Genomic DNA, 13,465 nt, shown 5'->3' with positions numbered 1-13,465 from the left:
TATCACCACCTCCCGACGACAACCCGACCACCACCGGGAAGATTAACGGTCAGCCCATTCCCGTTTATGACGACAATGTTATTAACGCCGTTAAATGCAAATTCACCGCTGTCGGCATACAGCCTTCCATGGAATTCGGGGCTGGCATTCTTGGGCAGATTCCACCCCCTTACACCGGGTATGAAATTTGAGGATTGAAGAGAGTCCGTAATTTTACCGAAATCAATGGATGCCTCCTGGATGAGCACACTGCGAATAAAAACCTGCCCGTTATAGACGAAGAATGCAGCCTGCCAGTTACCGGGATTATTACCGGAATAAATACCGAACTGATCGGCGGCAAAAACCACCGTCGATTTATAGGTGCTTCCTGAGGGCTCAATGGATATACCAAAACCAGCGTTATAGAGAACATCATTTCTTTTAACGCCAAGATTAAGAGTATATGAAGCTTTAGCATTACCATTATCTTCAACCTGAGCAGTAAGCTTTTCATTTACCGCCGCAGTTAACTCTCCGTTCGGGCCAATTTGCGCCTGCACATAGGTAGATAAATCAGCTAATCCCTTTTCAGCAGTAGCTACCGTAGTTTTTACAACCAATATATCAGCCCGGATCTCCCCATACTGAGCCCACTGGTGTTCCACGGTTCCGTGGTTTGCCAGCGCATTTGACATGATACCTTCCAGATTAGTATCAACACCCTCCTGAACATTTTTAAACGCATCTGACTCTCGTATTTGCTCATCAATAAGTTCTATCATTCCTGGAATATCAGATGACGCCTGCCCGGATGCTTCGACAAATTCAGATACCCCGAAAGCATTCCTGGTACGAACATAAACGTAATATGTTTTATCAGCCTGTAGACCATGAAGGGTCCACTGGTTAGAGCGCCCAAGGAACTGAGTCTGGTCTTCAATGTCTGCGGGATTTTCGATCTGATTTTGCCCGGAATACCAGAATTCAAACGAGGTGTCGGTCGTTGCTGTAATGCGCATGACAGGTACCAGGTCAGCAGAGAGCAAGCCGGGCGTCCAGATAACACTGGATGGCGCAGGTGGTGCGCCGATGACCATGCTGATTTGTGTTTCAGCGCCTTTCATTCCGTTTTCATTGCGACCGCGAACACCAAGCGTATATCCACCTGCGTTAAGACCAAAGAACTCATAGCGGAACTGGTCTGTCTCGTATTGTGCGACTACTTTTCCGTCATCGCTGTACACGTACAACTCAAACATCAGTTTCTTGGTAGTTGTTGCTGTCTCCCATGTAGCCGTGATCTGAACAGTCTCAGAGTTTGTGTTGATGATGCGCAGGTTCTCCACGTTCGGTACGCGGTAACCGTTCAGCGTATCGCTGGGAACCTCAAACACAGCGCCTTCATCAACAATGGCCTGCTTGTTCGGATCATGTTGCGATGCAGTGATGCTGTAGACTGAATTGTTATCCGTCTCTGCAACGCTCAGGATGCGGAAGCGTCTGGTAGAAACGTTGCTGGTAGAAATGGCAAATACAGTACCGTCACGAACCCATGCTGGAGTTGTTTTCAATGTCACTATATTGTCAGCAATACTGCCAATCTCATACTTAACGAACTTCCCGTCACTGCCCATGATCGACATGGTGTCGCCTTCTGATATCAGAGACGAATCAACCGCATCAGCAGTGATGTTGTTAACCGCATGCGACATAATGCGGCCACCAAGACGCGCACCAGCATAGTTGTTATCCATGATTTCAACAATGTCACCCGGTGTGAAGTGGATAGCATCGCGCGCCATCTGGAATGACAGCCTGCTGCTCTCGCGCTTTGCGGTTTCCAGAAGCCATTTCCCGGCTCGCCATGCCTGACCACGTGAGGTACAGCCGAATGCTTCCAGAGTGGTTTCGTTATAGTTTCCACGTGCGATCATCTCATCGTCGGAAACATACTCTTTTACCTGCTCCCAGCCGTTATCCGGGTCAGTCCAGGATACAACAACTGCATTGTATTTCTCTGAACGCTTCACGGAGCTACGTTTGAACTCGCCATCAACCACGTTAGCATTTGTAATTGTCGCAATCGGATCCTGTGGCGCGTCAAGCATGACAGACATGCGCATCCCGTCCCACAGCGCAATACCGCGAAACATGCTCGCTATCTTGTCAAGAATGTCACGCGCACTCGCCTGCTCGGTAATATAAGCATTCAGCGTCATTCTTGGTTCCTGACCGCCGTAGCCGTCATTAACAAGTTGATCGCAATACCGTGAAAGAACATAGAGCGCACCGTCATCTACATCGATATAACCGGCACGTTTCGCCAGACCAAAACGGGTATTCTTCGCCAGTTCACGAAACAACCAGGCCGGATTGTTAGTCCATGCTTTTTTGAATCCGCCAGTCCACAGGCCGGAATAGGTTCTGGCGATCGGATCGTAGTTGTCAGGTACGTCCACAATCAGGCCGCGAAGATGATATGTCCTGCTTGGGGTGTCGGTGTACTGGTCACGATCGATAACCGCGCCCGCAATAGCAGAGAACGGATAGTTCAGGTTATCGTCGGTGATCTCGCTGTAGCTGTTCCAGATTGTGCCGTTTGACAGCAAATCACTGGTGCTGTCCGGTGTAATGCGTCTGACACGAATATCGAACGGTTTGATTTCTGGCGCATCAATCAGGTGCGCTTCAAGATACTCGCCGGAAATTTTCCCAGGACCTATAGTAACGTTTTTTTCGATAACCCATCCGGTTGAACCGGTTCTGGACTCGATGACCATAGTTACTGAGGTGTTTTTTTGGTTTCCTTTGGTGTCCTGCTCGACCAGCCCGGTTGTCCCGACGTTAAAACGAACGCGGGTTACATCCTGGTCTGTAATGGTGCGTACCAGCGGTGTATCGTAGTTGACTTCCGTATTAACGATGGTTGTTGCTTCGATTGCAGAGAAGCCATTAATTGGCGCCTGCGTTTCAGATCCCGGCCTCCATGCTACGCTTACGCCGTTGACGCTGACGTTTCCGTTGGCGTCAGTAACCGGCGTTTTATTCAGCCTGAATGAAGACAGATGTGACTGATCAATCGGGCCGTAGATTGGTCCTTCCGAAATAAGGTCGAGTACCCGGTAAAATTGTTTGGATTTGAGATTATCATCGAGGAGTTTTGGGGTTGATGCTTTACCGCCACCTGAAGACATAGCGCCACCTTAGCTGATTGATTCTGTCCAGTCCTGAATGTTACTTGTGTCAATGCCGAGAGAAATGACGTTCGAGCCGACCTCCATTTCTCCGATAAGAATTGGCACCGGTCGCCCTTGCCCGACGCGGTTTTCCGCGCTGGTAAATGAGTTGTTGGTCAGCATGTTGTTCTCTGCCGCTTCTGCCGACGTTTTCGTTTTCATGTTACGGGCCATATAAATAGAGTACGCAACAGACGCAGCGGCGATAACCAGAGTGGCAACAAGGGCAACGGTTCCCGAAATGGCTCCCTCAATTACCGGCACAAACAACACTGTAGAACCGTCTTTAAGGCTTCTGTCCATATGCCACTGCACGGAATCTTCTGTCACCTCATCACCTGCAACACGCATCCTGATCCGGGAACCAAGAAATGCTTTTTTAAATTCGTGATTCTGGGAAAGGAGCAACCGCAATCCCTGCGCTGGCGTATCAACGTTCAGAGAGACCTGGCGGTAAAATCGGCGTAAATTGCCCGCAAATTTAAAGATGAGCACTGTTCGTGTCTCCATATGGAATGTAGCTGCTTAACGTATGCCGGGCGCATTGGTTCTCTCCGGCTCAGGTGTCCCGCGTGGTCGTGGTGAAGCACCATGTTGTTATCGAGGTGAATCATTGCGTGGCAAGGGTCAGCACCGGGGAATGGTTGCCTGATAATGACGTCGCCTGGTTGCGCCTCACCTGGCGATACCTGGTGAAAGCCATTGAGCGGCATGTTTTTCAGGTAGAGGTTTTCACCACGTAACCACCAACCATTCGCACGTTCAAAGTTCGGCAGGTCAATGCCGCACAGATGATATGCATCTCTGAACAGGGTGTAGCAGTCCATAACGCCATGCTCGAACTTACGCCCCAGCAGGAATGGCACTGGCCTGTATTTTCGAATTATTCCGCCGCATGCCAGCCACCACGAAAGCCCTGTAACCCCTTGCATCTGGCGATCAGCGCCAGACAGGAACTGTACGTTTTGTGGGTGTGAGTGGAATACCGCCACGACATCTCCCGCTTCCTCGGCCGCCAGCCAGTCATCATCACTAATGCGGAAATGCTTGCCCGGATCGGGGTGCGCGTTCCGACAGCGGAACAGCCGATCTCCATCAAGGATTAAGCCGCACACTTCATCCTGCGACGATGCCGCATATTCGAGTAACTCTTGCATCAGGAAACCTTCTGAGATCCGGGGAAACTGCTGATTGGCATTGGTTCCGGTCGTGGATAACGGAAGCGGCAGCCGCTACGGCGGTGAGAGCACTTGTCTTTCGCCGGGTCAGTGGTTGGATTGTCGCGATCATCTGCAACGGGGGGACCGTCATATCCACACCCGACGCCGCGATACTGCCACTGGCACACGTCGGCGAGAATGGTACGAGCCGGGATAATGGCGTTGTCGCAGTCAATCGGTGTCGCCAGCGTGTAGGTCACCTGCTCGAACGTCTCTTCCGTCATCTCTTCAACAACGTAGCGGGAAACTGCTTCCTGTGTTGGATCAGCATCAGGGTTGCCGTTCGGAAAATTCACCGCGTCCAGGTATTTCACAGGAACCTGTCGCCGGGTGATAACGACTCCCAGCATGTCATCAAAGTCATGGTTGATACCCGTCAGTAAGCCGGTAACGTTCGCCACTGCCATTGACGGTCTGGCATAAGTGCCTTCGTTCTTCGACTCGAATCCTTCCACTGCTATCGGGTACGCCTGGTACTGGTTGCCTTTCCAGATAACGTTACCGTAATAGCCATTTGTGCCGGAATGAAACCGGATAAGGTCACCACCAAAGGGCTGCAGGTCAGCTTCAAACAAATCGATGAATGCGCCTACTCCGGCGTCTACACTGTCGATAATTAAATTTGCTGGTATGTCGCGCACGGCAAACTCCCATAAAAAAAGCCGCTCGACGGCGGCTACTGATCTTTTGTCAGGATGTTACTGATTTACATACCTGGTTATGGTTGATGCTCAGCCCGCGAGTGGTGGGACACTGGCGAACTCAGGCAAAGAGGGATGGCTGATTACCTCTGGATAAGGAAATAAAATGGAACAACCAAACAGTTTAGCTGTTCAGTTAGGCGCTTTCGATACTATGCTTCGCGCTATTTTGCACGTAGTTGGTGATGATCAATTGAATGGTATTAAAAAGGAGCTTGAAAGAACCTGGGATTATCTTGAGAAAAACAATCCAAAACCTGCCGCAGCATCGCAGTTTAAAGCCTCAAGAGAAATGGCTATTGGAATGATTGAGCATGAGCTGCAAGTGCGTTCTGCAAAATAGATTCAAGATTAGTATCTTTCCCTTCCCGCTTCTGAATGCCAAGTCGGATTTGGCAATTAAAAGAGGAAGTGCCATTTTTTTCATATGAACACAATTGGATAAAACTATCACGAACGGATTCGGCTACAGCTTTGGCCTTTTCCGTTCGTTTATCATCTTCCCACGTCGATACCCCTTCAAGTTCGCGGGAAAGCGTTTTGGCTGCGGCTTCAATTACATGATCAGGTAGTTCGGTAAATTTCATAATAATCCCCTTATCGTGGCACTTCTTCAAACGTGGCCGTCAGTTCAAACAGCGGCCCGGTCTTTGTCATATTCCAGGAGCGGCAGACAAACAGCCCCTGCACTCCGGTATCTGATGGCGTCCAGTAGAACGCCTCAACTGCCATTCTTGCCTTAAGGAAAGCGTCAGCTTCTTTTGCTGCGTTCGGCTTGCTGCAGGCGCTGTCCTCTACCCCCTTGAACGTCAGTGAGTACTTGGTCATCAGTGGGTTGATGCCCTTGGTCTGGCGCTGCTCATATCCGTCGCCGAGTTTGACGACAGATACGTTAGGTGTGTTCTCAACGGTGTAGGCCTTCTGAGGAGACCAGGTGAATGTTTCGGGCATTATTTTTTCCTGAGCACGCCATTGGGCCTTTGCTGGTTAACCATCTCTGCAATCATCATTTTTCGAAGGTTTGCAATATCGTCGTTAGTGATACCGCCAGTCGTGTTTAGTGTGACGTTCATGTAATTGTGAATTACGTTACCGCCATCACTACCACTACCGACCTGCATATCCCGGTTGCTGATAACGCTCCCGTTATCGCCCGGAATCATGTACTGGCTGCCGTTACTGGCTTTGAATATCTCAGGCTTACCCTTCTCACCAACGCGGTACATAGAACCGGCATCGACGGGTCCGCCATTGTAACGCGCACCAGCAACCGCCATTCCCTTGGCTGCCAGTAATGAACCAGCATACGCAGCCTGACCCACTGCTGCTGCGCTGCCGAAGGTGGCGATCGAGGCGCTCATTGCCGCCGGGGCCCACGCTGAAGCCGCTGCCGTGGCCTGAGCCATTGTCGATGCCAGTGATGCGGCGGCTGCGGCCTGACCCATTAACTGGCTCTTGACCCACTCGATCCCCATCTGCACCAGACTACCAACAACGCTGTTGAGTATTGTCGTGCCGATGTTGGCAAATGCCTCCTGAAGACTTTGGGTTCCACTAATGAGACCGGTCAGAGCATTAGTCGCTCCGCTCTGCAGGCCTTCCAGCGAGGTGGCCAGCAGTTCATTTCCCGCACTCTGATTGCGATAAATTTCCCACTGTGCTGCGATGCGCGCCTGTTCATACTCAGTTTCTTGCGCGTTTCGAAGTGCCAGATATTGTGAATCCGTCTCCTGCTTAGCGGCGATGTACTGGGTATACGACATCTGTCCATTTTTATAGGATTGTAGCAATACCGACTGCTCCTGCTGCTGATACTGCTGCATAAGCGCCAGCTTCTGGTTGTTCTGGTTCGCAAGTTGCTGAACTGGGTCAACCTCTGCACGAGCTGACGCTACCGGGTTAACAACCGCTTGAGCATTAATTTTCGCCAGGTTGTTCTTGTGCTCCAGCGCCAATTTCTCGGCCGCTGTATAGTATTCCTTCTGGTCAATCTTACCGGCAGTTAGCGCCGCTTTCAGATTGTCCATGGATTCACTGTAAGATTTATTCTCTGCCGCCTCTGGAATTGCTTTGAGAACTTCAGTTACCCCCTTTGCAGCAGCAGCGGCATCCCACGCCTTTGCTCTATACTCACCAGCCAGTTTGTTTTGCTCTTGGGTAGCTCCTTTACCAAGGGACTGTTGAGCATTCAGGATCGCCTGCTCACGACTTAGCTCTTGTGTAGAACCGGCCGCCAACTCAGATTGCTGCTTAAGGTTCGCGAGTTTTTGAGCGATTGCTTCTTGCTGATTAGCGTATTTGCTCGCCTCAGACGTGGCGTCTTTGGTTTCCTTTTTGCCTTTTTGCTGAGCTTGCTGGGCGTCGTATTCGGCAGCAGCCCTTTCCCTCGCAAGCCTGACGTCATTGTTAGTTCCACCAAGTTTCCTGATGTCCTGCTCAGCCTTCAACTGCGCACGCTTACGATCGTTAAGCTCACTCTGGAGCGTCACCTGGTCTTGCAGTTTATCAAGGTAGTCCTGAACGTCTTTCGGTCGCTCTACCTTCAAACTGTTGGAGTTGAATTTCTCCTTCGCTTTTGCGGCGAAATTGATCATATCGCCAAGCTTGCCCATCATGCCAGCGGTGATACCAGCTTCCTCACCATCCCGGCGAAGCAGGTCAATCCCTTGCCTCATCGTGCCATTAAGCGTGGCGCGTCCGATGTTAATAGCGTTCTGGGTCTGGCTGAGGCGATTCTGAGCACGCTCAAGATCGAGAGTTGCAATCGCTAATTTATCCTGGGCACCACCTAATGCTTCAGCAGCCTGACGGCCTCGAGTGGTGTTCGTTCCCCAGTTAGCGATCTCCCTTTCTTGCCTCTGAACAGCAGCTGTAGCGTCGTTAAATTCTTTCTGTGCGTCGGCTACCGCATCGCTTAGCTCTGGCAGATTCTGGCTTAACTTGCCAATGGTGGCTGCCAACTCGGTATGCGACATGGTCTGGAACTTAGCGCTCAGTTCATTGACGCTGTCTGCTAGGTTATTGGCATCGTCTCTAGCTTCCTTGGCCCGCTGAGAGAAATAAATGATAGCGCTGGCTGCAAGCATGGCTGCGCCACCAGCACCGCCGATTAGTTTTAGGGCTCGACTTGCCAATCCAGCACCTGATGAGGCTGCCATTTGAGCGGCGTTGTTTGCTACTAACGCTCTATTATAATTAGCAACAGCGGCGGCGGCGGCTACACGTGCGGCAGATAAACGCTGCTCTGCCGCCATGGCATTTGTTGCACTAAACGAAGTTACTTTCATCATTTCCGCGAGACGAATCTCGTCAAGCGCGCGTTCTTTCGCAACAGCGGCAGCACGAAGATCGGCAGTGGCTTTATTAGCGGTCGCCTGCGCAGCCTGCATTTCTGCAGATGCTTGGTTCTTTGCAGCAATGGCAGTTTTGATTTTCTCTGCCGTCGCCATTGTTAATGCACCAACATAACGGCTACCCATTACCGCAGCCGCGACTGTCAATATCCCACTAAGCACGTCAATGTTTTCACTGACACTAACAATGGCATCATTGAAAATTGCAACGCCAGTTTTTACCGTAGAGTTTTCACCAAAGAATTTGGTTATGTTATTGCCTGCAACCTGCAAAGCCTGGCTGATTGTGGTCGTAGTATTAGCAAACTCAGCGCCAATTGTAGCGCCTTGAGAAAGGAGCCCATTAACAACGACATCTGTCGTCAACTTCCCTGCGGCAGCCATGCTGCGCATTTGCCCGATGCTTACGCCCATAGAGTCGGCTAACGCGACAATTAGACGGTTACCCTGCTCGTTTACTGAGTTGAATTCCTCACCACGAAGAGCTCCAGATGCCAGACCTTGCGAGAGCTGAATAATGGCATTTTCTGCTTCCTGAGCGGTTGCGCCAGAAACTACAAAACCTTGGTTGATTATCGTCGTAAGTTTCGTCAGGTTCTCTGCGCTCGTACCGTATTCTCTGGTAGCTCGTTCAAGGCGGGCATAAAGCGATGCAGTTGCATCCAGGCTGCCGCGAGTCTGTTGAGTAATGTCGAATACTCGCTGAGTGACATCAACTAATTGCTCGCTAGGGCGCAGGGAATTTGCGAGTTTGTTGTTAACGGTCGCCCATGCATCAGCGTACTCCGATACCTGTTGCACCGATAATGCCGCCGCGAGGGAAGTTGCGACACCGGAAAGGCGAAGCATTGAGCGCTCGGTGTTACCAACAGCTTTGGTCGTGCCATCAAAACCGCGCTCAAGAGTGTCGAGGCGTTGATTTACTCGCTCTTGCGCTGTAATTAAACCCTGTACATCCATTTCAATGTCGTAGTAAATCCCACCGGCATTTGCTGGCATTCTCTTTCTCCGGGCAATAAAAAACCCCGCCGGAGCAGGGTCTGGATGTTATTTTTTTGAACAGGCTTTTATCTGTTCAGTTGAATAATTTGGGTCTATCCCATCTGGTAGCACTCGCCATTTCATGTCAAAAGTGGTGTATTCCATATCCTTTAGTTTTCCGCTGTTATATAACGCAAGCAGGTTATCCAGCGCCTCAGTATCTTTCGTAGTTCCACCATATCCATTGGCAAAGATAAAAGAGTTGGCATCTTCAATAGCCTTTGGCATGAGAACCTTCACCATTACTTCTGTGGCATCACCATTTTTTACCTCACTAACCGGCTCAAATTTAACTTTGCCGTATAGATATTTACTAAGCTCATAGTATTTATTTGTTGTTGGCAGTGTATTTTCATCAAAATAATGGAAGTTCTTAACAAAATCAGCTGAACATTGCGATGTCTTGCTTTTTGAAAGTAAGGAAATATCTTTGTTTTTTATAAAGCTTTCAACTTTCTTCGTAGCTGTATCTTGCTCACATCCAGAAATTAGTAATGCAGCAACAAGGCACGCCAAAAACTTCTTCATATCCCTATCCCCTTTGATAAATGTGCCAAAAGAGTAGCAGGGATCTGACGACGACAAAACCCGTGGTTAAGATCGGGATAGATGGCTGTGCTGTAGATAGCAAAAACCCGCCGGGCGGCGGGTCTTATTGACTGAACTTGTTGTAACAAAATTAGGAACAATTCATTTTGATTTACCATTACTTCGGTTAATAACTGAATCAGCAGCTCTCCTGGAAGAATCCTGCTTTGCAGTAAAGCGCTTCAATATATCTGGACCTGTTAAACTTAAAATCACCGTAAGTAACTGCCACAATGTAAGAAAAACAAGCAAGCCATATGATATCCCACGGAAAATACTCTTATGGGAAATAATCCAATCGGATTGCTTAAGTAATGGGGCGATTATGCCTACCAGCAAAACTATGGCCAGTATTGCTGTAGAGTGTACGATCGGTGTGAATAGGCGATGTATCCCTTCGTTCCCTCCGCCTGAATCACCTCCGCGGAAAGATTTTTTAAGCCTTTCTGGATAAATAATTGCGAACCAAGCGCCAACAACCGCAAAAATTATTGATGCTGTAGTTCTCAGAGCTTCAAAAAGCGGCCACTGCAATGCAAAGGCAATTGTGCGGCCAAAATACCCGGCAGCGAAAATTGCTAAAGCAAATATCAATGCAAGTACAAATAGAGCCGCTTTTTTTTTCATTAAAGTCCTGAACCCCGCAAAATCAATGCTTTTTTACTTCTAAGGTCGGTCAGTAGCGATTGAAGATTTACAATCTCATCATTTTCCCTTTCGATTCGAAGGTCGAACTGCGTCCTAGAAAGAGAGTTACTCAACCAGTAGGTTTTGTTCGCTTCCCCCTGAAAAACAAAGCCATAGTCATTCACCTCTGACGGATCAGCATCCCATTCCTGTATCATTTGGTTCACGTCGTCCAAATCAACATCTGGGGATATTGTATATCTTACCTTGGTTGAAGGTTGAGCTGCGTGCTGAGCACCCAAACTGATTTTAGCAAGCATTTTTTGCCACAAATCAAGATCTGGGCCAATACTTAAATCAAGCTCAATAATTCGTTCAATTTTCTTTATGAAATTAACTTTTTGTTTAATTTCTTCATGTTTTCCGGGATTTTTAATTAATGCAGTATTAAACCTAGGGTAATAAACCCTTTTTTCTTCATGCTCATCAGACACATCAAGCATGTATCGGCTAACCCTTACTTCATGCGAACCGTCATCTAGCTCTACAACTTCAGCTTTGGCATGCTTCGAAGATTGCTTTAAAAAACACTGCATATACTTCTGCAACGAACCCTGAGCTGTCACTTTGTTATGAAGTCGAATTGTTGCCATCAAATTCTGATCGGCGATAAACCAAAAATAAGTAGCAAACCCAGGAATACTTCCCTCCTGAATCGGATTCATTATCACTTCCGGCTCAGCGCCAAATCTAGCATCTTCACTAAGCGAAGGCATGCGTTGACCGTTACTTGGAACTTCGTTCCATAAAAGCAGGACCCAATCCTCACCAACACTTTTGGAATCAACTAAGTAGGATGGATAACGTTCTTCATCAGCCTCAAAGGTCTTAGTTTCCTTAAGTGTCTTAGGTTCGGCCCAATCTTTAAGATCGACCAAAATTTCAGCCAACGATCCAAAATCAGGTAATCCTGCACCAGAACGATAGAAACCAGCATTTCTCACACGATAAAACGTAAAAGTCGCTTGCTCATTAACCATAAACCTCAACCTTGAGTAATAGGAAAAGGTTTAATTTAATACTAAACAGATTTTAAGGTTACCTGATTATTTGATCAGCACCATTAACTGTATACATATACAGTACAATGCCGCCATGCCATATGCAATAAGGTTCCGCCTATTGATAAAATACAACACACCTACATTTTAGCCAGCCGCCGCGCTTTCTTCGCCATATAGTCATCAGCCACGGCGTCATACTCTTCTCTCGTGAATCCTTTCTGGTCTGGGTATTTTGCCGCCAGCAGCATCTGAAATTCGGTCATTGTTAACTGCGACGCCTCGGCCCGGCTCATACCAAAGTGACTGCGTGCTGCGCTGATGTAGTCGAAGGCGTTAAACTCTGTGGTTCGCTCGCCTGTTTCGTGCCGCTGCAGCTGGCGAACCTTGGCTTTTCCGACGATGCCATGAGTAATTAAGCTCTGCGCAACAATTAGCATGCTCGACGCCGGCATTGAGCCTTTGTGCCAAACGAATCCCCACCGCCCTGATTTACCCAGTTCCAACCAGCCAATAAGTGGGGAAACATCATCATCACAACATGCGGTGAGAACTGTATGAGCAGCTACGAATGCCGGTTTTGCGAATTGAATACCGGATATGTACTCACTTAGCCAGGATGGAATGTATCCGTATGCCTCGATAGCTCTTTTAACCATGGGCGTAACGTTATCGTTGTGAAGATGGTAGAACGCGCTAACTATTTCCTGCGGTGAACCAATACGAGCCATGGCTTCAAAAGATGGTCGGAAGAAATAGTCGGCTTCGCGATCAACAATCAGGCATTCGCCAATTTCTTTCAGGGGTGTCATTTGGTCTTCCATGCAATGGATATTATCAAGGGCAGCACGCCGCCCTTTGGAATGTCCGTTAGGTAACGGTAACCGTGTGCACGGCCACAAAGTTTCCGTCTTCGGTGTTGATGATGATCTGCGCGCTGCCGGTGGCGACGCGGTTCACCGTGACGGCGGTACCGGAGGCCGTAGCCGTGGCTTTGGTTGGATCGGTTGATGCAACGGTGAAACCTTTGTTGGTTGCGCCGGTTGGCGCGATGTTCACTGTAAACGTACTGGTTCCGCCCGCAGCGCCAGTGCTGGTAGCCGGAGTTACCGTCAAACCTGTCACTGCTATAGCGGTCAGTTCGTTAACTTCAATCGTGCTCGCATCACCGACCTTGAACTCGGTGGAGAACGTGACGATATCATTGGTTCCACCATCGGAGCTAAGCGCCGTAACGTTCATGTAACCGATGAATTCAACCGGGCCATAGTCCATGCGAACCCAAATACCAGGCTGCTTCTTAGCCTTCAGTTGCGCAGCAAAATACGTGATGAACTTGCCGATGCCGTACTGGTCCAGCTTGTCTTTCTTACGGACTTCACCTTCAAAACTGATAGTGAAGTCACTGTTCGTGATGATGGTTTCGACATAGCCGCCGCCGTCATCTGCGTCTGAAGTAACAGAGTTCGGGTTGAAGTCGAAGCCCTTAGACGTGCCAGCGGCCAGCGCCAGCCACTCAGACTCAAGTGGTTTAACGTCCGGGCAGCCATCGGCAACCTCCAGCACGATAGCGCCGCCAAACAGGCGTTCATTTGAGTTCTGGCAATCAGCCATTTGAAACTCCTTAATTTGCATAAAAGAAAACCCGCCGTAGCG

At 49.0% G+C, this 13,465-nt stretch carries 13 protein-coding genes; 1 reads left to right on the top strand and 12 read right to left on the bottom strand.

Annotated features, from left to right (window positions below; genetic code table 11):
* Nucleotides 1-2: 2 nt before the first annotated feature.
* Genes HV041_RS07970 through HV041_RS07955 form a run of 4 tightly spaced genes read right to left on the bottom strand, consistent with a single transcriptional unit; the run spans nucleotide 3 to nucleotide 5,079 of the window.
* On the bottom strand, nucleotides 3-3,176 hold the full coding sequence (locus HV041_RS07970; protein ID WP_182294159.1) for a phage tail protein: 3,174 nt from the start codon (nucleotides 3,174-3,176) through the stop codon (nucleotides 3-5).
* A gap of 9 nt (nucleotides 3,177-3,185) precedes the next feature.
* Complete coding sequence (locus HV041_RS07965; RefSeq protein ID WP_182294158.1) at nucleotides 3,186-3,713, bottom strand: tail assembly protein; 528 nt, start codon at nucleotides 3,711-3,713, stop codon at nucleotides 3,186-3,188.
* Nucleotides 3,656-4,375, bottom strand: coding sequence for a C40 family peptidase (locus tag HV041_RS07960; protein WP_182294157.1), 720 nt, complete (start codon nucleotides 4,373-4,375; stop codon nucleotides 3,656-3,658). Before HV041_RS07960 ends, HV041_RS07965 begins: the two co-directional genes overlap by 58 nt.
* On the bottom strand, nucleotides 4,375-5,079 hold the full coding sequence (locus HV041_RS07955) for a phage minor tail protein L (RefSeq protein ID WP_080192185.1): 705 nt from the start codon (nucleotides 5,077-5,079) through the stop codon (nucleotides 4,375-4,377). The genes HV041_RS07960 and HV041_RS07955 overlap by 1 nt, the downstream gene beginning before the upstream one ends.
* Before the next feature lie 166 nt (nucleotides 5,080-5,245).
* On the opposite strand from HV041_RS07955, the gene HV041_RS07950 reads away from it, so the two are divergent.
* Nucleotides 5,246-5,482: a hypothetical protein gene (locus HV041_RS07950; protein ID WP_053530297.1), complete on the top strand. Its 237-nt coding sequence runs from the start codon at nucleotides 5,246-5,248 to the stop codon at nucleotides 5,480-5,482.
* Here HV041_RS07950 and HV041_RS07945 read toward each other — a convergent pair.
* The 8 genes from HV041_RS07945 to HV041_RS07910 all read right to left on the bottom strand — a co-directional run bounded on the left by HV041_RS07945 (nucleotide 5,436) and on the right by HV041_RS07910 (nucleotide 13,423).
* Nucleotides 5,436-5,726, bottom strand: a complete 291-nt coding sequence (locus HV041_RS07945) for a hypothetical protein (RefSeq protein ID WP_182294156.1) — start codon at nucleotides 5,724-5,726, stop codon at nucleotides 5,436-5,438. The genes HV041_RS07950 and HV041_RS07945 overlap by 47 nt on opposite strands.
* Nucleotides 5,727-5,736: 10 nt before the next feature.
* On the bottom strand, nucleotides 5,737-6,090 hold the full coding sequence (locus tag HV041_RS07940) for a phage tail protein (protein WP_182294155.1): 354 nt from the start codon (nucleotides 6,088-6,090) through the stop codon (nucleotides 5,737-5,739).
* Nucleotides 6,090-9,491 (bottom strand): tape measure protein, encoded by a 3,402-nt coding sequence (locus HV041_RS07935; RefSeq protein ID WP_182294154.1) that lies wholly within the window; start codon nucleotides 9,489-9,491, stop codon nucleotides 6,090-6,092. The genes HV041_RS07940 and HV041_RS07935 overlap by 1 nt, the downstream gene beginning before the upstream one ends.
* A 48-nt stretch (nucleotides 9,492-9,539) precedes the next feature.
* A complete protein-coding gene (locus HV041_RS07930; protein ID WP_182294153.1) occupies nucleotides 9,540-10,061 on the bottom strand; it encodes a hypothetical protein in 522 nt (173 codons plus the stop codon).
* Nucleotides 10,062-10,223: 162 nt separating this feature from the next.
* On the bottom strand, nucleotides 10,224-10,748 hold the full coding sequence (locus HV041_RS07925) for a hypothetical protein (RefSeq protein ID WP_182294152.1): 525 nt from the start codon (nucleotides 10,746-10,748) through the stop codon (nucleotides 10,224-10,226).
* Nucleotides 10,748-11,788 carry a hypothetical protein gene (locus tag HV041_RS07920; protein WP_182294151.1) on the bottom strand — a complete coding sequence of 347 codons (1,041 nt, stop codon included), beginning with the start codon at nucleotides 11,786-11,788 and terminating at the stop codon, nucleotides 10,748-10,750. The genes HV041_RS07925 and HV041_RS07920 overlap by 1 nt, the downstream gene beginning before the upstream one ends.
* A gap of 161 nt (nucleotides 11,789-11,949) precedes the next feature.
* Nucleotides 11,950-12,621 (bottom strand): DUF6246 family protein, encoded by a 672-nt coding sequence (locus tag HV041_RS07915; RefSeq protein WP_182294150.1) that lies wholly within the window; start codon nucleotides 12,619-12,621, stop codon nucleotides 11,950-11,952.
* Between the two features lie 58 nt (nucleotides 12,622-12,679).
* Entirely contained in the window at nucleotides 12,680-13,423 is a 744-nt protein-coding gene (locus tag HV041_RS07910; protein ID WP_182294149.1) for an Ig-like domain-containing protein, read from the bottom strand.
* Between the last annotated feature and the right edge of the window lie 42 nt (nucleotides 13,424-13,465).

Origin of the sequence: Citrobacter sp. RHBSTW-00029 (assembly GCF_014104295.1) — a bacterium.
In the GTDB taxonomy this organism is placed as follows: Bacteria; Pseudomonadota; Gammaproteobacteria; order Enterobacterales; family Enterobacteriaceae; genus Citrobacter; species Citrobacter youngae.
This window is presented reverse-complemented; position numbering and strand designations above follow the sequence as displayed.